Annotated in this window: 19 protein-coding genes and 2 pseudogenes; 6 read left to right on the plus strand and 15 right to left on the minus strand. The window is 68.1% G+C overall.

Annotated features, from left to right (window positions below):
* Positions 1-33: 33 nt before the first annotated feature.
* The 3 genes from ABZ532_RS22330 to ABZ532_RS22340 form a co-directional block, all read right to left on the minus strand.
* The gene (locus ABZ532_RS22330; RefSeq protein ID WP_361286298.1) at positions 34-294 is read right to left on the minus strand and encodes a hypothetical protein; all 261 of its coding nucleotides are present in this window, start codon (positions 292-294) and stop codon (positions 34-36) included.
* A complete protein-coding gene (locus ABZ532_RS22335) occupies positions 291-905 on the minus strand; it encodes a ParA family protein (RefSeq protein ID WP_361286301.1) in 615 nt (204 codons plus the stop codon). Before ABZ532_RS22335 ends, ABZ532_RS22330 begins: the two co-directional genes overlap by 4 nt.
* A gap of 119 nt (positions 906-1,024) precedes the next feature.
* On the minus strand, positions 1,025-2,035 hold the full coding sequence (locus tag ABZ532_RS22340; RefSeq protein WP_361286304.1) for a hypothetical protein: 1,011 nt from the start codon (positions 2,033-2,035) through the stop codon (positions 1,025-1,027).
* 216 nt (positions 2,036-2,251) lie between these two features.
* Here ABZ532_RS22340 and ABZ532_RS22345 point away from each other — a divergent pair, with 216 nt between their 5' ends.
* Positions 2,252-3,127, plus strand: coding sequence for a DUF4190 domain-containing protein (locus tag ABZ532_RS22345; RefSeq protein WP_361286307.1), 876 nt, complete (start codon positions 2,252-2,254; stop codon positions 3,125-3,127).
* A 24-nt stretch (positions 3,128-3,151) separates the two neighbouring features.
* Here the strand turns inward: ABZ532_RS22345 and ABZ532_RS22350 are convergent, their stop codons facing one another.
* The 6 genes from ABZ532_RS22350 to ABZ532_RS22375 form a co-directional block, all read right to left on the minus strand.
* Positions 3,152-3,673 carry a GNAT family protein gene (locus tag ABZ532_RS22350; RefSeq protein WP_361286310.1) on the minus strand — a complete coding sequence of 174 codons (522 nt, stop codon included), beginning with the start codon at positions 3,671-3,673 and terminating at the stop codon, positions 3,152-3,154.
* Between the two features lie 24 nt (positions 3,674-3,697).
* Positions 3,698-4,225 (minus strand): DUF2238 domain-containing protein, encoded by a 528-nt coding sequence (locus ABZ532_RS22355; RefSeq protein ID WP_361286395.1) that lies wholly within the window; start codon positions 4,223-4,225, stop codon positions 3,698-3,700.
* Between the two features lie 293 nt (positions 4,226-4,518).
* Positions 4,519-4,968 (minus strand): PPOX class F420-dependent oxidoreductase, encoded by a 450-nt coding sequence (locus ABZ532_RS22360; RefSeq protein WP_361286313.1) that lies wholly within the window; start codon positions 4,966-4,968, stop codon positions 4,519-4,521.
* Positions 4,969-5,126: 158 nt separating this feature from the next.
* Positions 5,127-7,040: a molecular chaperone HtpG gene (htpG, locus tag ABZ532_RS22365; RefSeq protein ID WP_361286316.1), complete on the minus strand. Its 1,914-nt coding sequence runs from the start codon at positions 7,038-7,040 to the stop codon at positions 5,127-5,129.
* Positions 7,041-7,127: 87 nt separating this feature from the next.
* Positions 7,128-8,078 carry a GNAT family N-acetyltransferase gene (locus tag ABZ532_RS22370; protein WP_361286319.1) on the minus strand — a complete coding sequence of 317 codons (951 nt, stop codon included), beginning with the start codon at positions 8,076-8,078 and terminating at the stop codon, positions 7,128-7,130.
* 863 nt (positions 8,079-8,941) lie between these two features.
* Positions 8,942-10,612: a SpoIIE family protein phosphatase gene (locus tag ABZ532_RS22375; protein WP_361286398.1), complete on the minus strand. Its 1,671-nt coding sequence runs from the start codon at positions 10,610-10,612 to the stop codon at positions 8,942-8,944.
* A gap of 1,832 nt (positions 10,613-12,444) precedes the next feature.
* Here ABZ532_RS22375 and ABZ532_RS22380 point away from each other — a divergent pair.
* The 4 genes and pseudogenes from ABZ532_RS22380 (at position 12,445) to ABZ532_RS22395 (ending at position 13,941) form a co-directional block, all read left to right on the plus strand.
* Entirely contained in the window at positions 12,445-13,095 is a 651-nt protein-coding gene (locus ABZ532_RS22380; RefSeq protein WP_361286322.1) for a hypothetical protein, read from the plus strand.
* Positions 13,074-13,334, plus strand: a pseudogene (locus tag ABZ532_RS22385) (DUF72 domain-containing protein); the annotation flags it as partial. The gene ABZ532_RS22380 and the pseudogene ABZ532_RS22385, both read left to right, overlap by 22 nt.
* Positions 13,335-13,364: 30 nt before the next feature.
* Positions 13,365-13,511 carry a hypothetical protein gene (locus ABZ532_RS22390; RefSeq protein WP_361286325.1) on the plus strand — a complete coding sequence of 49 codons (147 nt, stop codon included), beginning with the start codon at positions 13,365-13,367 and terminating at the stop codon, positions 13,509-13,511.
* 22 nt (positions 13,512-13,533) lie between these two features.
* Positions 13,534-13,941, plus strand: a complete 408-nt coding sequence (locus ABZ532_RS22395; RefSeq protein ID WP_361286328.1) for an FhaA domain-containing protein — start codon at positions 13,534-13,536, stop codon at positions 13,939-13,941.
* A gap of 387 nt (positions 13,942-14,328) precedes the next feature.
* Here the strand turns inward: ABZ532_RS22395 and ABZ532_RS22400 are convergent, their stop codons facing one another.
* The 6 genes and pseudogenes from ABZ532_RS22400 to ABZ532_RS22425 all read right to left on the minus strand — a co-directional run bounded on the left by ABZ532_RS22400 (position 14,329) and on the right by ABZ532_RS22425 (position 18,903).
* Complete coding sequence (locus ABZ532_RS22400) at positions 14,329-14,601, minus strand: DUF4190 domain-containing protein (RefSeq protein ID WP_361286331.1); 273 nt, start codon at positions 14,599-14,601, stop codon at positions 14,329-14,331.
* Between the two features lie 4 nt (positions 14,602-14,605).
* On the minus strand, positions 14,606-14,779 hold the full coding sequence (locus tag ABZ532_RS22405) for a hypothetical protein (RefSeq protein ID WP_361286401.1): 174 nt from the start codon (positions 14,777-14,779) through the stop codon (positions 14,606-14,608).
* Between the two features lie 67 nt (positions 14,780-14,846).
* On the minus strand, positions 14,847-15,305 hold the full coding sequence (locus ABZ532_RS22410; RefSeq protein ID WP_361286334.1) for a DUF2267 domain-containing protein: 459 nt from the start codon (positions 15,303-15,305) through the stop codon (positions 14,847-14,849).
* 285 nt (positions 15,306-15,590) lie between these two features.
* Positions 15,591-17,107, minus strand: a pseudogene (locus tag ABZ532_RS22415) (MFS transporter).
* Between the two features lie 98 nt (positions 17,108-17,205).
* The gene (locus tag ABZ532_RS22420; RefSeq protein ID WP_361286337.1) at positions 17,206-18,312 is read right to left on the minus strand and encodes a glutamate--cysteine ligase; all 1,107 of its coding nucleotides are present in this window, start codon (positions 18,310-18,312) and stop codon (positions 17,206-17,208) included.
* Positions 18,313-18,534: 222 nt separating this feature from the next.
* On the minus strand, positions 18,535-18,903 hold the full coding sequence (locus ABZ532_RS22425) for a DNA-formamidopyrimidine glycosylase family protein (RefSeq protein ID WP_361286340.1): 369 nt from the start codon (positions 18,901-18,903) through the stop codon (positions 18,535-18,537).
* A 202-nt stretch (positions 18,904-19,105) separates the two neighbouring features.
* On the opposite strand from ABZ532_RS22425, the gene ABZ532_RS22430 reads away from it, so the two are divergent.
* On the plus strand, positions 19,106-19,321 hold the full coding sequence (locus ABZ532_RS22430) for a CsbD family protein (RefSeq protein WP_361286343.1): 216 nt from the start codon (positions 19,106-19,108) through the stop codon (positions 19,319-19,321).
* Positions 19,322-19,456: the final 135 nt, after the last annotated feature.

A 19,456-nucleotide genomic window follows, 5' to 3' on the forward strand; every position in this document is an offset into this window, starting at 1 on the left:
GCTGTTTCTCTTTGGGAACGCTCCCCGTGGTCGTCAGGTACGACGGGCACCGTCGGGAACCAGGGGAAGCCTGGCGGCGGCGTCCGAGACCGCACGGAATACGGTGGCGCCGGCGAGCACCAGCAGGGACAGCGGTGGACCGGCCCAGCGCATCAGGCCTTCTCGCAGGTCCGGGTCCACTTCGATCGTCACGCTGACGTATTTGCTGTGCAGTGTGGTGACTTTCGACGATCGGGCAGTGCTGTCCCCGGCGCGCTCGAGTGCCGCGCGGTATCTGTCCTTGCGCTCCGTCATGCCGTTTCCTGACGTTGGATCAGTTCCTCGGCGAGGTCCATGTAGGCCGAGCCCTTTGCCCGGACGGGACTGCCGAAGGACTGGGAATACAGGTCGAGCCGTGCGATCTGGGTGTCGAACACCGTGAAGCCCCACTCGGTGAGTGCGTCCCGGGCATCCGCGTCGGGTCCGGTCCGTGTGGCATCGGGGCGGTTGGTGCGATTCAGCAGCACCACGGCCCTGGCCGGCCCGGGGCGCAGGGACTGCACCTCGTCCATCTCGGCACGGATGGGTGCCATCCGGTCCAGTTCGATGGGAGCCGGGGTCACAGGGATGATCCACTCGCTCGCGTACCTCATCACGCTGCGGGTGATGCGGGCGTGGTCCTCCATCTGCGGCGCGTCCAGCACCACGGCCCGTCTGTTGCCCAGGAAGTCGTTCACCCGGCGGTGGACGTCTCCGACCGGCAGGGCGATGACGGGAAACGGGAAGCCGTCCGCCAGTTCGCTCCAGCGCAGCGCGGAGGAGGCCGGGTCGCTGTCGACCAGGAGCGGCGAGAAGCCCGACTCGTGCAGGGCGTGTGCCAGCCATACGGCACTGGTCGTCTTGCCGACTCCGGGCTTGAGGTTCACAAATGCACAGCTCAGCGGCACAGAAGTACGCTAACCGGCCTGACCGTCCCTGACGTGCCGACGCGAGCGCGACGTGCCGCCGTTCACTCGCAAGCAGTCAGCGGGGAGCGGTGCGCGGTCTACTTGGAGCCCGGCCGCCAGGGCGGAAGCATCACGAGCGGGTAGTTCTGGGTCGGGTGCGGGTGGGCGGCGAGCCAGTCGGTGAACGAGCTGCGGAAGCCGTCGTCATTGTGGCGTGCGTAGTCGTAGAAGGACTGGAGGAACGCGGCGCGCGAGGCCTCGGCCGCGAGGTCCGTCCCGGCGCCTCCGAGGAGGTACTGACGCCGCAGGATGTCGGCGAGCGGAACCCGCCTGGCGTTCTTGATCATGTCGTACATCGCCATGAAGGTGGTGGTGCGGCCGTGGCCCTCCCGGCAGTGGAGGTGCAGCCAGCCGTCCGCGGGCAGGGTGCGGGCGAGTGCGACGAAGTCGTCCGCGGTCTGCGGTGTGGGCATATGACGGTCGGGCACCGGCAGGTAGCGGTAGGCGAATCCGTACGGGGAGACGGTCTCCTGCTCGGTCCTGACCGTGCGGGGTCCCTCACTGGGGGGCAGAGCGGCAGCGGCCGACTTCTTCGGCAGGTAGGCGAAAGGGATGACGGACCAGTCCCGCAGCTCCTCGAGGCGGGTGGTCTGCAGCCGGAGCAGCTGCTCGGGTGACTTCCCGATGTTGGCGTCGTCGTCCTTTCCGTACCAGCTGACCACCGCACCGTCGACGTAGAGATGGGTCTCCTGGCGCAGGTCCACATCGAACAGCCGTCCACCGGGTACGGCGGGGAGGGTCCGCCGCACGGCCTGCCAGCCGTCCTGCGACGGAGAAGCACTGCCGGACAGGCGCAGTTCTCTGAGGCCGGTCAGGCTGGGCCGCGGGCCCTGTTCGGGTGACAGCGGGCTTGTGGCGGTGCGGAAGTGACGGGGCAGCCCGGGTGTGTCGAGGAAATCGATGATCAGCTCGCCGCCGGCCGCTGCGGGGCTCGGGACGGCCGGGGGGCCGCCTCCGGCCCGTTGCGTCGCGGCGCATCCGGTGCCGGACACGGCGAGCAGGCACAGGGCAGCGGCGGCGAGGCGCCTCGGGACTCGGCGGTTCACCACGTGCACTCCTCCGCTGTGGGCCGGGGCGCCGCCACCGGCCACGCTGCCAACCCCCTCACTGTCACCGGAGACACGCACGCCGTGCACGCCGATCCGGTCAAGTGGGTGATCGCCCCTGCCCCTCTGCACTCCGCCATGAAGAGTCAGAAACCACAAAAACCGACTGGTAATGTCATTCACTCGTCAAAATCGAACCGACTGTCCGAAGGACCGCGTGTGACCACTCCTCCTCCGCCCGGCGACCAGAACCCCGAGGACCAGCAATCCCCCGCTCGTGATCCATGGGAGCCGCGGCCAACGGCACCGGCCACCACGCAGTACCCGACCACCACGCAGTGGCCCTCGTACCCGGCACCGGCGCCGCAGCCCCGCAACGCGATGGGTGTCACAGCCCTGGTGCTCGGCATAGTCGGCGTGGCCCTCGGCCTGGTCGTCGTCCTGTTCTGGATGTCCTGGCTGCCCGCCCTGCTGGCTGTGGTCTTCGGCTTCGTCGGGCTCAGCCATGCGCGCAAGGGACTCGCGACCAACAAGGCGATGGCGCTCACGGGAGTGGTCCTGGGTGCGGTCGGTCTGCTGTTCTCGGTCGGCGGCGGGGTGCTCGCCGTGGTGATGGTGAAGGATGCCACCGACGAGGCCCGCGCCTCCGAGGCATCGGAGGCCGCCGCCGAGAAGGCGGCGGAGGCGAAGGAGAAGGCCAGGCACCTCGCGTTCGGTGAGTCGTACACGTTCGAGAACGGGCTGAAGGTCACGGTGGCCAAGCCGGAGCCGTTCGTCCCCGACGAGTTCGTGCTCGGCCACGCGAAGGGGAACAAGGCCGTTCAGGTGACGGTGACCGTCGTCAACACGAGCAAGAAGCGGATCCCGGTCGAGACGGGCCTGCCCAGCGTCAACGACGCCGCCGGAGCGTCCGCGGAGCTGGTGATCGACGGAAGCGGGCGTCAGAAGGTGATCACCGGGTACGTCCTGCCCGGCAGGCAGGCCATCGGCAAGTACGCGTTCTCGCTTCCGCCGGACGCGGCCGACAGTGTCGAGGTCGAGTTCACCCCCGACGCGAAGCTGTGGGCCGACGCCTACTGGTCGGGTCCCAACTGATCGGGCGCGGCGGCCGGCAAGGGTTCAGCGCACCAGGTCGGTGGCCAGAAGGTCCATCAGGAGCCCGTCGTGCCAGGTGCCGTCGGCGCCGCGCTCGTACTGACGCATGATCCCGACCGGCCGGAACCCGGCCTTTCTGTAGCAGCGGATCGCGGCGGCGTTGTCGGCGGCCGGGTCGATGACCAGACGGTGGTGGCCGTGGACGTCGAAGAGATGACGGGCCAGTGTCCGCACCGCGTCCGTGCCCAGGCCTTTGCCGTGCACCGCGGGATCGAGGAAGAGGTCGATACCGGCGTGCCGGTAGTCGGGTTCCTCCTCGGCGTACCACTGGATCATGCCGATGATCCGCTGCCGGTGCTCGACGGTCAGGCACCGGGTGGCCGGGTCCCCGAGGTCTTCCGCGATGTCGGCCTCCAGATCCGTCGGGGCCTCCCCGCCGCTCCACCGCGCCCGCACTTCGGGCGTGGCCCGGATGGCCGCCAGAGCGGGGATGTCCTCGCCGACGGCGGGGCGGAGCACGACGGAGGCGCCATGGAGCACAGTCATACCCACGAGCCTTTCATCCCCCGGTTACGCGAACCGCCGCGTCAGCTGCCGGTCATGCCACCTGCTGAGCACGAGCAGCGCGAGTGCGGCCCCGGCCAGCGCGCAGAACATGTCCCACTGGGTGTCCCACACATCGCCCTGTGTGGCCAGGAAGTCGTCCGCCGCGTGCCCGCCGATGACGGCAGCCGCCCACTCGAACATCTCGAAGACCGCACTGAAGGCCAGGCATGCGCAGACCGTGAGTGGCGCCAGCCAGCGGCTGCCGCGCAGTGGTGAGGTGCGTGCCAGCAACTCCCGTACCAGGATGGCGGGGACGAAGCCCTGCATCAGGTGTCCGAACCGGTCGTACGGATTCCGGGCCAGCCCCAGGCCGCTCTGCACCCATTCACCGAGTGGCACCCTGGCGTAGGTGAAGTGCCCGCCGAGCGCAAGCACGAGGGCGTGCGCCGTGAGCAGGCAGCACAGCAGGCCCGTCAGCGGAAAGCGCCGCCACGTCAGTACGACCAGGGGCAGTCCGATCAGCACCCACACCACTTCCAGCAGCCAGGTCATGCGGTCGTACGGCGCCCAGGCGGAGACGGCGAGTCCGGTGACCACGACGAGGACGCATACACGCGGGAGAACCGCGTGGGATGGGGGCGTATCGGCAGTGGGGTTGCGGGTGGTCTCGGTCAGGGACATGGCGGCGCTCCTTCTCCTCGGCCGCTTCATCATGGCGGCAGGGGTCCGCGGGAGCCTGAGTACGGCTACTCAGATGCCCGGGCAGCGCACAGGTGCTTCGGCGAGCCCGCGCCCGGCACGTCCCGTTGCCGTCCGCCGTGCTGCTCGATGCTGCGAGAGCAGTGCTACTCGGCGATTCCGTGGCGGGCGATCACCCGGTCCACGCGTGCGCGCACCAGGTACTCGCCGGGAACGGCGTTGCGCTCGCCGTACTCACGCCCCCGTGTCTCGCCCATGTAGCGCGCGCCGATCCGCGCTGCCCACAGGGCCAGTTCGCCCGGCTCGTCGACGAGTCGTGCCGTGCACTCGAACATGACGTACGCGAACGGTGGTTGCTGGTCGTCGACGCAGAGCGAGAAGCGGGGATCACGGCGCAGGGACTTGCACTTGAGGGATTCGTGCCATGTCGTGAAGACGAGCTGGGGTGACCCTCCGCCGTCGGTCTCCGAGTCGTCGAGAAGGAACCAAACCGGCGTCACATGCGGTCTGCCGTCAGCTCGGTTCGTCGCCAGCTTTCCGGTCCTCGTGCCTTCCAGGACGAAGGAACGCCACTCGCGCCCGCTCATCTCACGCATGGGCACCATTCCTCGCGCGACACCAGGACGGTCGTTCGGCGCGAGGATACTCCCGGGACGCACGGCGGCGGTGGAAGGCGCCCCGTCGACACTCCGTTCGCCCCGTGTCGGCGGCCTGCCGGTCTGCTGTGGCAGGCCGCCGACGGCTCGCAAGACGCCTACAGCGCGCGTTCCAGGCGGTCCGCCATCAGCTTGACGAACCGGGCCGGTTCCTTGGGCTGGCCGCCCTCGGCGAGGGTGGCCAGCCCAAGGAGGAGTTCGGCTGTCTCGGCGAGTCCGGTGTGGTCCTCGCGGTCCTTGTGGGCCTGGTTGAGGCCCTTCACAAGCTGGTGGTCCGGGTTGAGCTCGAGGATCCGCTTGGCGCGGGGGACCTCCTGTCCCATCGCGCGGTACATGTTCTCCAGAGCCGGGGTCAGGTCATGCGCGTCGGAGACGATGCAGGCGGCAGAGACGGTGAGGCGGGAGGACAGGCGCACTTCCTTGATGTCCTCGTCCAGCTTCTCCGTCATCCAGGCGAGCAGCCCGGCGTACTCCTCCGTCTGCTTCTCCCGCTCCGCGTCGGGGGTGTCGTCGTCCTCGGTGTCGAGGTCGATCTGGCCCTTGGCGACAGAGCGGAGCTTCTTGCCCTCGTACTCGCCGACGGCGTCCGCCCAGACCTCGTCGACGGGGTCGGTGAGCAGCAGCACCTCGATGCCCCGGTCCCGGAACGCCTCCATGTGCGGGGAGTTCTCGATGCTCTGGCGGGACTCGCCGGTGAGATAGTAGATGGCCTCCTGGCCGTCCTTCATCCGCTCCACGTACTGCTTGAGCGTGGTCGGCTCGGTGGCGTGGTGGGTGCCGGCGAAGGACGCGAAGGCCAGGATGGCCTCGCGGTTCTCCGGGTCGGTGACGAGACCCTCCTTCAGCACGGTGCCGAACTCCCGCCAGAACGTGGCGTAGCGGTCCTCGTCCCTGGTCATCATCTCCTTGACCGTGGACAGGACCTTCTTCGTCAGCCGTCGCCGCATCATCTCGATGTGGCGGTCCTGCTGGAGGATCTCACGGGAGACGTTGAGGGAGAGGTCAGCCGCGTCGACCACGCCCTTGACGAAGCGCAGGTACGGCGGCAGCAGCGCCTCGCAGTCGTCCATGATGAACACGCGCTTGACGTAGAGCTGCACACCGCGCTTGAAGTCCCGGGTGAAAAGGTCGTGCGGGGCGTGCGCGGGGAGAAACAGCAGGGCCTGGTACTCGAAGGTGCCCTCTGCCTGGAGGCGGATCGTCTCCAGGGGATCCCGCCAGTCGTGGCCGATGTGCTTGTAGAGCTCGTGGTACTCGTCGTCGGACACCTCGCCGCGCGACCGCGCCCACAGCGCCTTCATGGAGTTGAGCGTCTCGGGTTCAGGGGCGTCGTCGCCGGTGGCTGCTTCGGCGCTGCCGCCTTCGGGCACCATCCGGATCGGCCAGGTGATGAAGTCCGAGTACCGCTTGATGATCTCCCGGACCTTCCACGGGGAGCAGTAGTCGTGGAGCTGGTTCTCCGGGTCGGCGGGCTTGAGGTGGAGGGTGACCGACGTGCCCTGCGGGGCGTCGTCGACCGTCTCCAGCGTGTACGTGCCCTCGCCACGCGAGGTCCAGCGGGTGCCCTGACTCTCGCCGGCGCGCCGGGTGACCAGGGTGACCTCGTCCGCCACCATGAAGCCCGCGTAGAACCCGACGCCGAACTGGCCGATGAGCCCTTCCTGTCCAGCCGCGTCCTTGGCTTCCTTGAGCTCCTGGAGGAACTTCGCGGTGCCGGAGTTGGCGATCGTGCCGATGAGCCGCCCGACCTCGTCGTACGACATGCCGACGCCGTTGTCCCGCACGGTGAGGCTGCGGGCGCCCTTGTCGATGTCGATGTCGATGTGCAGGTCGGACACGTCGGCGTCGAGCGAGTCGTCCCACAGCTTCTCAAGGCGCAGCTTGTCCAGCGCGTCGGAGGCGTTGGAGACCAGCTCCCGCAGAAAGACGTCCTTGTTCGAGTAGACCGAGTGGATCATCAGCTGGAGCAGCTGACGGGCCTCCACCTGAAACTCAAACGTTTCCGTCGGCATATTCGCTTATCCCTCACAGGTCCTATGGTCAGAACTGGGCGGCCTCTACTGTAAAACACCACGTCAGGAAGGCGGCCTGAAAGGGGGTCAGCCGTTCTTGGCCGGGAGGGTCACTTCCCATGTGTCGACGGCATAGTGCCTGCGCATGCCGTGTGCCTCGTAGATACGCAGCGCCCCGCTCTTGTTGAGGGTGTCCACCCCGAGGCCGATGGTCTCCCGGCCGAGTCGGGCGTACACGCCGAACGCGTGGCGCAGCAGATAGCCGCCGAGGCCTCTGCCGCGTGCTTCCTCGCGGACTCCGATGTTGCGGACCCAGCCCATGCTGGCGCGGTCGTTGCGCGATATGAGCACCGCGGTGTCGCCGAGGTCCTCGGTCGAGGCGATCCACACCAGGGACCAGTCCTGACGGGAGCCGTCGATGTCCTCCAGCCACTGCTCATAGCTGCGGCTCTGGTGGTCGAAGTGTGCGGCGAAGGTTTCCTCGACCAGTGCGTGGGCGCGCCTGCGGTCGGCTTCCGCGGTGCAGTCCCGCAGGGTGGTACCGGGCGGCGGCTGCGGCACGGGGTCGGTCCGGGCGGACAGGGGGCGCTCCATCACGTGGTAGCGCCGTACCCGCTGCCAGCCGCGGGCTTCGAGCCGCCCGGTGTCCGTCGTCGGCTGCTGGTTGAGGTGCAGGTGCACGACGGCCTGCGTGGCTCCGTTGGCGCGTGCGCGCGCCTGCGCCCGCTCCTCTGCCAGTTCCAGGAGCCGCTCCCCCTCGGCCTGGTGTTCCGGCAGCACGTAGTGGTCGGCGTCGATGCGGTCAGTGCCCGAGTCGTCCCACACCAGCGCGTACGCGACCAGTCGGTCGCCCTCGAAGGCGAGCCAGGTGTCCTGCTCGGTGTCCACCTCGGCATGGCTGAGGTCGGCTTCGACGGTGTGCAGGTCGGTGTCCGGGCGGCCGATCTCGATGGTGTCGATGGCGTTGAGGAGGTCGCAGATCAACGGCGCGTCTTCCAGCGTGGCGGCGCGCACGGTCACTAGGGGTCTGTCATGCATCAGGCCACTCTCGGTGGCCTCGCCGCGCCACCGCAAACCGTTTATGCCGCCGTCCGTGTCCATTCTTCCAAAGTGGGGACCGCGAGCGCACTGGAGATCACCGCTTTCAGGGGAGTCACCGAGCCCTCACGGCTACGGCCCCGCGCTGCACCGGCGCGTCGATCCACACACCGAGCGCTCCTCCCACGAGCTCTCCGAGTGTCTCTCTCCCGGGCCTCAGCTCTACTCGTCAAGTCACCCGCCTCGCGGTGTGACGCAGCACGGCATGCGCAGTCCTCAACCACCGCTTCACCAGTACGAGATGTCGGGTGGTTCAGGTGTGCGGCGGCGCCACGTGGGCCCATGACCCAGGTGCCGGGAGACGAGTAGAACCGCGGTTACCCAAACGGCCACCGCGAGGCATCCGGTGGGCGAAGACCGCGCTGTGGCAGACACGAGGAGAAGCAGGCCGGACAGCACCGCGGCAGCCACGCTCGCCACCAAGAGCACGCGGTCCTTCCGGGTAACGCGAGCGGGGGCGGGAGTGGCCCGCAGAGCGGCTTCGAGCTGATCGAACAGTGCCACCTCTCGCGGTGGCAGTTCACTGGACACCCGCACCCCCTGCTCGTCCCCCACCCCAATCGTCGGGCTTGGGCTCACCTGACCCGGCCGGCACCGTTCAAACCAGGTACGGACGACCGTGCCTGAGATGGCGCTCCCGAAGCGGCAGGCTGCAGACACAGACGAAGGGCTCCTGAAGCACTACCGCCTGTGCGCTTCTGGCCCCCTGTACGAGGCGACCGCGTGCGCTTCCCGACACCGCCTCTCCTCCGGCGGCGCATATGACCGAGGCTCTCCAAGCGCACCCAACCGAGGGTTGGCGTTCAGCCTGCGTGGCCCTGATCAGGCGTGCGGAGGGCCAGGAATGCGACGTCGTCGTCGTTGTCGTCCGGGCGCGCTTGACTGAGCAAGGAGTCGCTGAAGGAGTCCAGCGGGCGGCGGGCCAGGGACGCGGCGTGTCTTCGGAGCCTGTCCATGCCGTCGTCGAGGGTGTGGCGGCGGGACTCGATCAGTCCGTCGGTATAGAGGACGAGGGTGGACCTCGGCGGCAGAGTGAGTACGGCATCCGTCCGGGCACTCTGGCCGCCGGTGCCGAGCAGGATGCCGTGCCCGCCCGTCAGGAAGCGTGTCCGGCCGTCGTCGGAGACCAGGAGCGGGGGCGGATGACCTGCATTGGCCCAGTGCAACGTCCAGCATCCGTAGTCACCCCTGGCGAGCCGGGCCACCACCATGGTGGCCATCGGTTCCTGAGCGATGTGCATGACCGCTTGGTCGAGATGGGTGACCGCGACGGATGGCGACTCAGGATGCATCCAGACGAACGCTCGCAGCATGTTGCGGATCTGTGCCATACCACCGGCGGCATCGAGGTCGTGGCCCACGACGTCGCCGATCGCCAAGGCGGTCGCACCGTCGGAGAGCGAGAAGGCGTCGTACCAGTCACCCCCGACCTGGGACGCATGCGGAGCGGGCACGTACCGGGCCGTCATCTCCAGCCCAGGCACCGTGGGCATCTGCGGCAGCAAATGCCTCTGCATCGTCTCGGCGACCTTGCGCTGCCGTTCGTAGAGGCGTGCGTTGTCCAGAGCCAGGCCCGCCCGCCGGGTGAGGTCCTCCAGCAGCGGCAGATCGGAGGCGGTGAAGGGCTCGGCCCGGCGCGAGCGCCCGAGGGTAAGTGCACCGAGCACCTCTCGCAGCCCACGGATCGGGGCGATGGCGGCCGAGTGCATGCCCGTCTCGCTGAAGAGCCGTTGCTGCTCGACGGCGATACCGGAGTCCGGTGGCCCGTGGTACATGGACGGGCTCGCGAGCGTCGAGGCGGCACCGCGCAGGGCCCGCGACAGGGGCATCGGCGATTCCTGTGGCACAGGCGGCATCGGGCCCTGCAGGTCAGGGCGCTCGATCAGCACGCCTTCCTCGTGCTGTACGACCAGTGCGCGTCTGACCTCGTCGACCTCGGTGATCAGGTCGAAGACCGCCCAGTCCGCGAGCCGGGGCACTGTCAGTGCTGCCAGACGGCGCAGCGCTGCGTCCACGTCCAGTGTGGAGGTGAGCTGGGTGGTGGTCTCCGCGAGGAGTGCGAGTCGATCCAGTTCCGCCAGCCTCGTGGAGGCCTCGACCTCGGCCTGGCGGGCGTCTGCCGGGTGCTCCGGCTGGTAGAGCAGGACCAAGGCGCCGAGAGTTCCGACGCCGAACTCGCAGGGAGTGATGAGCCAGGACAAGCCAAGCACCGCACCGTCACCGCGAGTGAACCAGTCCAGCTCGCTGTGCCTGGTGCTGTTCGTGAGGAGAGCCATCCGCAGTCCGCAGCGGCTGCGAGGCAGCGGATGTCCGTGACTGTCACGGTGCAGCAGGTCGTGCGCGTCCTGGCCGACGAACTCGTTCGCCGTTCTCTGGAACAGCTTCTCGGCTCGCCCGTTGACCGCGACGATGATGCCCTTGTCGTCCACGGCGAAGGCGGCCGCCGTGATTTCCTCGAATATCTCGGCCGGCAGGCTACGCCGAAACTTCTCAAGCGGGGCTCCCCCGCCACCCTGTGCGGCGATGGCCACTTCCCCTCCTCGTTCCGGCTTCGTCTCCTTGGTTTACCACCGCCGCAGTAACACAAGCACGTCCCGTCTTCCGCGCAGCGCGAGGTTTGGGGCGCGGGTTCCGGGGAACGGCTGTGCGGCGAATGGCCCGGGGCACCTGATTCCGTGCGTCCGCGTGCTGGCGTCGCCGAGAGACCCGGGCGGCGGTTCTCACAAGGTGACGACCATACATACAGGATGGCAGAGGCACGATGATGTGATGACCGCCGGTTGTCCTACGGGGCAGCGGTCGGGCGATTCAGGCTACGCAGCGTACGAGCGCAAGACGAGAGGTGCGTCCGCATCCAGTCCCTGAAAGCCGCGGCGGCGGCCCAAGTGACCTGCATCGATAAGGGGCCGCCTTCCGCCACCGCTTCGTGGAGCTCGCCTGCGTCTTCCGTCACGCCCGTTCCCAACAACCATCAGAACCTGGGCGTCATCGGTCCAGGCGGGGGCGGGCCGGCCAGGAAGTGGGCGATGGCAGTGAACAAAAGCGAATCACCTGCGGCGGTGAGCGCGCAACCGATCGATCATCGGCCGTCCGGTGGACCACTAACGAAGGTACGTCCGCTCCGCATGGCGGGTCCAGGCTCGGCAGGTATGCCTCCACACTGGCACATGACGTGCCGATCCTGCTGCTCCGCCCCCGTCCCGCTGGTGGTGCCTGTCCCCCACTGACAGGCACCACCAGCGACGCACCTCCCTGCCTGGGAGGTCGGGGCCCGGACGGGGAGGCCGACCCTCGGTGCGTGTACCCGTCACCCACACACAGACACGCCCGTCGAAGTCCGGGGCCGAAAAACGTTCAGGCAGCGCGGCTTCGGTTTCACCGCGGAGTGAGGGACGCGGCCGCTCCCGCCGCCTGGCCCCGCTCCGCCCGGGCTCCTGCCCCGGCGACGGCGGGCTTCCTACCAGCTTTGAGGCTGCGGGCGAGCTCGACGCAAAGGACGTGACGTGCTGCCCGCGACAGCGGAGAGTAGCCGTTGCTCCGGGCGCACCCCCTCAGAACTGCGCAGGTGAATGGCGTCGCGCGTTGCTTACCGGCTCGAAAGGCCACTCCGGCGAGCACGCTGCGTCAGCCTCCTCGGCGGCATGGACGTCGTTTCGCCGGCGGCGACCGGGGCGGCGCGGGGTGTGCGGGGCCGTGTCGGGCCCGCGTGGTCAGAAACAGTCAGCGCCTGACGCCATCGCGTCGGGCTGTGGAGCCGTCGGCCCAGGAGGTAGGCCCGTGAGCTCGCCGCGTGAGCAGCGGGATCCGGTCAGTGAGTACCCGCAAGCCGGAGTTCCCGGATCAGGAGCAGCCTCATCCGGGCTGGACCGGACCCATGGACCCTCCCTCGGACCATGGGAAGGAGCGTTGTCGGGGGCATGGAACGAACCAGGGACCCTCCGAGCATGCGATAAGGCCGCTGATCGGCTTTTCTGCCCATGGGGCTAATAGTGAGGCATCTGCGTGGCGCTGCCATGTCCATGGGGCGTGTTGAGGGCGGGGCTGCTCGGCGGTCCCTACGGTGCTCGTGATTTCCTCGCCTCTGGAGATGTCATGGGAGTCGTTTCGAGAGCGGGCGGTGCCTGCGCCCTCTTGGCCCTGGGCCTCGTCATTGTTCCCACCGCGTCCGCGCAGGCGGACCCTTATCGGGTCGGCCGAGGCCATTGCCTGTGATGTCCAAGCCCTCAAGGACGCCATCGACACCGCCAACACCGCTGGGGGCGGCACCATCCGGCTGGCCCCCAGGTGCACCTACAGGCTCACGGCAGTGGACAACACCGGCCCCAGCGGCGACCCCAACGGCCTGCCGCTGATCACCACCCCCATCACGCTCATCGGTGGCGGGGACACCGTCATCGAACGGTCCGACGCCGCACCGCAGTTCCGCATCTTCGAGGTCGCCGGTCCGGCGGGAGACCTCACCCTCGACGGCACCGGCAGCGAACTGGAGTACCGCCCGGGCAAGGGCCACCATCCGGGCCGTCACCGCCCGGGCCGCGGTGACGGCAACCACCGCCCGGGCCGGAACCACCGCCCGGGCCGCGGTGACGGCTGGGGCCTCGCCACCGCGCTCGTCAGCAGCTTCAAGGACCGCTATGAGCGCGACCGGACCTGCGAGGACGGGCCGGGCCTGACCATCCGCGGCGGCAGCGGCACGGAAGACGGCGGCGCGGTCTTCGTCGGTGTCGATCGCAGCTTGACACTCGAATGCACCACCTTCACCAACAACCAGGCCGACGCCGACGGCGGCGCCATCAAAGCCGTGAACAGCGCCAGCATCACCGCCACCAACAGCCGCATCACCAGCAACACCGCAACCACTGCTGGCGGCGGCATCGGTCTCGCTCTCGCCCTCGATGGCGACGATGACACCTTCGACCTGAGCCTGAAGAACACACCTCCCGGGAACTTGCGGTAGTCCGCTTCCATGGTCGAAGCGACGCCTGGGAGACCGGCAGCAAGGAAGAACGCTTCCGCCATACCTACGTGGGGAGCGAGCTCAGGGAGTGGCGGCCCCGTCTGCGTTCCCTGGCTGAGCGAGTCGGGGAGCTCCATGTGCTGTTCAACACCTGTTGCGGCGATGCCGCCGTACGTGCCGCCGAAACCATGCAGCACCTGATGGCGGTGTGCGGACATCGTTCGAGCGGCAGCGGGTAAGCGGAGGGGACACGATCCGAAGGAGGGCCAATGTCCGGATTCATGACTCGCATCAAGGAGTTCACTCGGAGCCCGCAGGGCCGTCGCACCATCGCCTCGGTCAGGCGCGCCGCCTCCGACCCGCGCAGGCGTGCCCAGGCCCGCGGGCTGCTCAGCCGACTGCGCGGACGCCGCTGACGAAGGGGGCGAGCGCCGGCCTATGAGCAGGGAAGCACTGACGCGGTGGGAGCGCGCCTTGGAGCGCTGGCAGAACGCGCTGGTCTCCAAGGCCCTTCATCATGAACCCGTCGAACTACTCGATGCGTTGCGTCGTACGTGTGATGAGCACGCTGTGGTGTGCAGCGAGAACAGGGTCATCGTGCCCAACGCCTACGAGGTGGAGCTCGACGAGCCGGTCTACGAGGAGTTGATGCGCCACCGCGGGGGCACGCTTGGAGAGGCGCTCGCCGAGGATCTGACCCGCCATGGCGAACGGAACGGGTACGAGTGGGCGGGGCCGCTGGCCGTGCGAGTCACCTCGGCCATGCGCCCCCCGGACGAACCATACCGAGTGGCAGGCAGCCCCATGCCCCACATACGCGCCGACGCCTTCGGCGCGGCGGACTGACACTCAGGAGCTGCGCTCGTCCGACAGCCGTCGTGCTTTCCACACACGACCGAAGACATACGCGTCGTGCCCCGCATCGGCCTCCGAAAAACCACATCCTGACGCCACCCAACGCCACGACCAGGCTGAGGGCCGCCCGCGACCCCTTGTTCGCCGGCCGCCCTTGAGGCCCACTGCTTTCGTAGGGTGAGCCAGCCGGTGGGGCACCGTCCGGCGGTCACGGCGCTGTTCGCCCTGAGGTCGATCGGCCGCATCCTGGCGAGGGATTCACCGGCTCCGTCCGGACCGCCGAGGGCTCCGGCAACCCCGCGGACGCGTACGTGGTGCCGGCTCGTCGGTCTCGGCAGGGAAGCATTTCCGCGAAGCCCTGTCACATCCCACACCGTACTAACCGACAACGGTCCAGGGTGTCGCGCCGTTGACGACTACGAGCACACCGAAGACCACGAGATCGGTTGTTCCGAGGAGTAGACCGAGCCATGCCCGGAAGCGTCGCGGCGTATTCCGACGCAACGATATGAGGGCGAGCGTGATGGCGGCGGGGCCGAGCACGACGTTGAGCACGAGTAGCCCTACAAGACCGAGCACGAAGGACGCTACAGCCATGCCCTCCGTGTCCCGTCGGCCGGTGTTCCGGCTGGGTGGAGCCGTCAATCGCATCCGCTCAGGCGCTTCCTGCGCTGTTGCGACGGCGCCGTTCCTTCATGGCGAAAACGGCTAGCCATAGGGCGATCACGGCGGCGGCCGTCACCGTGACCGGCCAGGGAGCGTAAGCCGCGGTCCCCAAGAGCATGGCCATCACAAGCAGGGCCACGACCAGAAAGAGCATTTGCGTCATCCCTTCCATACCTCTGCATCTCAGCGGCTGACCAGTTCACTTCGCAGGTGGATCTTCGCGACACCGCTCACGGGACACGACGGCCCTGCTGGGGCACCGCTTGAAGCAGTTCAGAACGGCCGAAGAGAAGGCTGTACCCCGGGGGAAGTTCTCCTAGGATCCGGTCGATCAGATCTGGTTGAACCAGGCGGTTCATCACGCGCAGGACGGAGCCGGCGTCCCAGCGTGCCGTACCCGGTGTGCCACTGGTGCGACCCGCGAGATCCTTGACGAACTCCCAGCCGGTCAGGGGGCTCGACTCCGGAGCCGGCGCTGTGAAGACGACGGCTGCCTCGAAAGGGAGGTACGCCGCGAGCTCGACGCTTACCCGTCCGCTGATTTGTGTGCCCAGGCCGACGAGCACGGCGTGGATGACCTCCTCGGCTCGCTCACGGCTCGGGTACATGCCTTCATGGCAGACCGCCTCGACCATGTGCTTGAACGTCGTGCCTGAAGCAGTCGGAGCGTAGCCGGGCTGGACCGTCATGGCGGTGTGGTGACCTTCCTGCTCAAGGTTCAGTTGTTTTGTACGGGTTGCTTGTGACCGGAGATTGCAGAGTCATGCCTGCCGTGCCGGTCGAGAGGGTCCTCCTGATCAAGCGGGAGGTCGTAATCGTGCGCTCGCCAGCAGCATGGGCGGAGCAATGAGCCCACTCCGTGGCCGCCCGCCAGTAGGTCTGCCCGATTGACCTGGTGGACGACTGTCGCTCTGGGCAGAGTGGGCCTTCGCTCCGGTCTCGCATGAGCGGCCTACCGCCCTGCGCTGCGGGCCTCAATCGCGGGGACGAAGGGACGCTGTCGGCCCTCCGGACCGGGAAGCAGCGACCGGATCGGGAGCGGCCTGGGCCGACAGCGGTGCGGCGATGGACTCCAGTGACCTGCCCTCGGCGTTGACGGCAAGGAACAGCGCGACCATGCCTGCCGCGGTCATCAGTGCCGCGCCCACGCAGAATGCGAGGACGGTATCACCCACGACGCCGCTGGAAGTGAGCTCCGCGAACAGCAACGGTCCGGAGATCCCGCCCGCGGCTGTGCCGACGGCATAGAAGAAGGCGATGGCCATGGCCCGGGTCTCCATCGGGAAGATCTCACTCACGGTCAGATAGGCGGAGCTGGCTCCCGCAGAGGCGAAGAAGAGGACGACGCACCAGCACGCCGTCATCGTCAGGGCGTCCAGTCGCCCGCTGTCGAAAAGCCATGCGGTGACGAACAGCAACACGCCAGAGGTGAGATACGTACCGGCGATCATCGGCTTGCGGCCGACGGTGTCGAACAGCGGGCCGAGGATGAGCGGCCCTAGGAAGTTGCCGAGGGCGATGACCGTGAAGTAGTAGCCCGTCGCGTCGGTGGGGACCTCGAAGAAGGCGATGAGGATCGTGGCAAAGCCAAAGGTGATCGCGTTGTAGAGAAACGCCTGACCGATGAAGAGCGACAGCCCGAGCACGGCGCGCTTGGGGTAGGACGGAAGACGGTGCGGGCGATCAGGCCGAACCCGATGCTCTGCCGCTGTGTGATGGTGATGGAGTCCCCCGGCTCGGGCAGCGGCTTGCCGGTCTCCCCTTCCACTTCCCGTTCGACGTCCGCCACCAGGTCTTCGGCCTCGCGGTCGCGTCCGTGGATGAACATCCAGCGCGGGCTTTCCGGTACGTTGCGGCGAACGAGCAGGATGACGAGGCCCAGGACGACACCGAGGGCGAAGGTGAGCCGCCAGCCGACGTCCTTGGGGAAGATGCCGGTGTTGAGGGCGAGAACCGACAGCATCGAGCCTGCCATGGCGCCGAGCCAGAAGCTTCCGTTGATGATCAGGTCGACGCGGCCCCGGTACCTGCTGGGGATGAGCTCGTCGATGGCGGAGTTGATGGCCGCGTACTCGCCTCCGATGCCGAAGCCGGTAAGGAAGCGGAACAGGACGAACCACCAGGCGTGGGTCGAGACGGCGGTCATCGCGGTCGCCGCGAGATAGACGCTCAGTGTGACGAGGAAGAGCCTCTTGCGTCCGTAACGGTCCGTCAGCCAGCCGAAGAACAGCGCCCCTGAGCAGGCTCCCGCCACGTACAGCGCCGCTGCCAGCCCGGTGACCTGGGCGGGGCTGATGGTGAGACCGCTGCCCTCCTCGGCGAGCCGCCCTGCGACGTTTCCGACGACGGTGACCTCGAGGCCGTCGAGGATCCACACGGTGCCGAGCCCGATGACGATCGTCCAGTGCCAACGGGACCAGGGGAGCCGGTCGAGCCGGGCGGGGACCTTCGTGGTGACCGTGTCCGTGCGGGCCGTGCCCGTCTCGCTCATCGCATCGCTCCCCTGAGGACGGTCCGGTTGCCGCTCAGCCGGCGGTTACCCGAACGCTCTACCCGGAAACGACGGACAAGGCGAGGCGCGCCGACAGATCACGCCCCTGTCGGGGAGATGGTCAAGCGAGCTGTCGCGTCGACGACATCCCGGAGTTGCCCCGTGTGGCGGTACCAGGCGCGCTGGCGGTCCGCTCCGGTGCCGAGGCTGAGGTGGCGAGCGAGGAGGCTGAGTGCCGCCGGGAGATCGCCGGCCGCCGCGAGACCCGGCGCCGCGCGGACGAGGAGCCTCCCGACGAGCCACCTGGCGGGCACCAGCCGGTCGGTCAAGGGGTCGGGTAGGAATCCGGTCACACCGGCACGGGCAGCACACCGGTGAGCCGTGCGCAGTTGGTAATCCGTCACCGGGGCCGGCGGGCGTTCTTCGCGCATGTCGGCCAGCAGCGCCGCGCACAGCCCACGGACGATCGCGGCAAGCAGAACGGTGCTCTGCAGGTCGGCGTTGACGTCGGCGACCCGTATTTCCAGGGTGGGTACGTGCTCCGACGGCCTGGCATACCAGTAGAGCGAGCGCCGGTCGAGGACAACTCCCGAGTGGATCAGGGCATCCAGCGTCGCCTCGTACCCGGTGCGGTCGAGCAGGGGCGACGGACCTACGGAAGGCCAGCGCTCGAACTCCACCGATCGTCGACTCGCAAAGCCGCTGTCCTGTGCGCCGCCGAATGGGGAGTTCGCCGCGAGGGCCTGGAGCGTGGGCAGCCAAGGGCGCAGATGCCCGGACAATGCCACCGCTTCGGACTTGTCGTGCGTGCCCACGTGCACGTGGCAGCCACAGGCGATGCCTTCCACCCCGTCCACTACACCTTGGCAGTGGGCTTGCATACGCAGGTAACGAGGCTTGTCGGTGACCGGGATGGGACGGGCGGGAGGAATGACGGGCGTTCCCGATGCCAGCAGCAGGCAGTCCGCCTGCCGTGCCGCCGCGGCCATCTGCGACCGCAGAAGAAGCAGCTGCTCGCGGAGCTCCGTGAGGGAGGCTGTCGGGCGAGTGCATGTCTCCACAACGCAGCTGTAGAACTCGCTCTGGACCAGATCGCCGAGGGAGGGCCGAGCCCGGGCGAGCACTTCCGGGGCTCTGGGCACGGGCTGCCCGGTGTGCCGGTCGACGAGCAGGAACTCCTCCTCGACGCCGACTGTGCGCACCATCTGGTCCATTGCGCGCGGGACCGCCCCTCCCCACGAGCTCGCTCCCAGCCGCTGCGCCAGGGTCATAACGCACATATACCCCAGCCAGCAGTCTGCACTCGATCTCAGAGCCGGGCCGGCACACGACCTCGCTCAGCGGCGTTCAGCGCTGGCACCAGACCGTCCGCCGTCCGGCAACGCGGCTCGAATCCAGACCGCCACGGCCGGCGTCCGCGGGTCGACCTACGCCCGCCAGAGGACCTCGTCACACAGGAGGTTTCCGAGCCCGGCGACGACGGACTGGTCCATGAGAACGCTTTTGACCGCTCCACGCCGTTCATGCAGGATTTGTCGCAATTGCATCCAGTTCACGTCGAGCGCGTCCGGCCCCAGGCGACCGAGGATCCGCCCGACGGCGGCGGCGTCCGCGAGCCGAATTCCCTGGAGTTTTCGCTGGTCGCGATAGCAGAGGCGTCGACTGCCCTCGAATGTCAGAACGATGCGATCGTGCGCATGAAACGCTGTGTCCGGGGAACAGCACCGAAGCGAACCGGTCATCCCGAAATGGCAGACGATCGTGGGCTCGTCTTCCGTTTCGGCACGAACAGCCATTTGCCGTGACGCCATGAATTTCCGAGACGCATCGCACAGGCAGACGTGGCCAGGGCTCTCCCTGATCCGAAGGTTGGCGACCTGGTCGCAGCCCTGTCGAGCAATTGACCCATATCCAGGAAGGCGAGGTTTGGCGGAGGCCGTCCGAGGTAGCCGCATTAATAGCCGTAAGCATCGTCAACGCCGCAGGGAGCTGATTCACGTGGCTGCGCAGGGCAAGAAGATCCGCGGCAAGGCTCAGGAGACCGCCGGCAAGGCCAAGCAGAAGGCCGGCGAGGCGGTCGGAAACGAAGAGCTACGCACAAAAGGCACCGCCGACCGTGTGGCGGGCAAGACGAAGCAGGCCGCTGCCGAAACGGAACAGACCGTGCGCGGCACGGCCGAGGAGCTGAAGGGCAAGGCCCGCAAGAACATGTAGGTAGTGGCGGATTCGGGCGGGCAGGACGAGGCCCCCGGACTCTTCCGTCACGCCCGTTCCCAACAACCATCAGAACCTGGGCGTCATCGGTCCAGGCGGGGGCGGGCCGGCCAGGAAGTGGGCGATGGCAGTGAA

Origin of the sequence: Streptomyces sp. NPDC019396, from assembly GCF_040632375.1 — a bacterium.
In the GTDB taxonomy this organism is placed as follows: Bacteria; Actinomycetota; Actinomycetes; order Streptomycetales; family Streptomycetaceae; genus Streptomyces.

Coding starts and splice junctions, on each gene's coding strand:
- ABZ532_RS22420 (WP_361286337.1), bottom strand. CDS start 18,312: ATGGTGCGCACAGTCGGCGTCGAGGAGGAGTTCCTGCTCGTCGACCGG.
- ABZ532_RS22350 (WP_361286310.1), bottom strand. CDS start 3,673: ATGACTGTGCTCCATGGCGCCTCCGTCGTGCTCCGCCCCGCCGTCGGC.
- ABZ532_RS22360 (WP_361286313.1), bottom strand. CDS start 4,968: ATGCGTGAGATGAGCGGGCGCGAGTGGCGTTCCTTCGTCCTGGAAGGC.
- htpG (WP_361286316.1), bottom strand. CDS start 7,040: ATGCCGACGGAAACGTTTGAGTTTCAGGTGGAGGCCCGTCAGCTGCTC.
- ABZ532_RS22370 (WP_361286319.1), bottom strand. CDS start 8,078: ATGCATGACAGACCCCTAGTGACCGTGCGCGCCGCCACGCTGGAAGAC.
- ABZ532_RS22410 (WP_361286334.1), bottom strand. CDS start 15,305: ATGACGGTCCAGCCCGGCTACGCTCCGACTGCTTCAGGCACGACGTTC.
- ABZ532_RS22390 (WP_361286325.1), top strand. CDS start 13,365: ATGTCCGGATTCATGACTCGCATCAAGGAGTTCACTCGGAGCCCGCAG.
- ABZ532_RS22355 (WP_361286395.1), bottom strand. CDS start 4,225: ATGACCTGGCTGCTGGAAGTGGTGTGGGTGCTGATCGGACTGCCCCTG.
- ABZ532_RS22330 (WP_361286298.1), bottom strand. CDS start 294: ATGACGGAGCGCAAGGACAGATACCGCGCGGCACTCGAGCGCGCCGGG.
- ABZ532_RS22395 (WP_361286328.1), top strand. CDS start 13,534: ATGAGCAGGGAAGCACTGACGCGGTGGGAGCGCGCCTTGGAGCGCTGG.
- ABZ532_RS22405 (WP_361286401.1), bottom strand. CDS start 14,779: ATGACGCAAATGCTCTTTCTGGTCGTGGCCCTGCTTGTGATGGCCATG.
- ABZ532_RS22425 (WP_361286340.1), bottom strand. CDS start 18,903: ATGGCTGTTCGTGCCGAAACGGAAGACGAGCCCACGATCGTCTGCCAT.
- ABZ532_RS22400 (WP_361286331.1), bottom strand. CDS start 14,601: ATGCGATTGACGGCTCCACCCAGCCGGAACACCGGCCGACGGGACACG.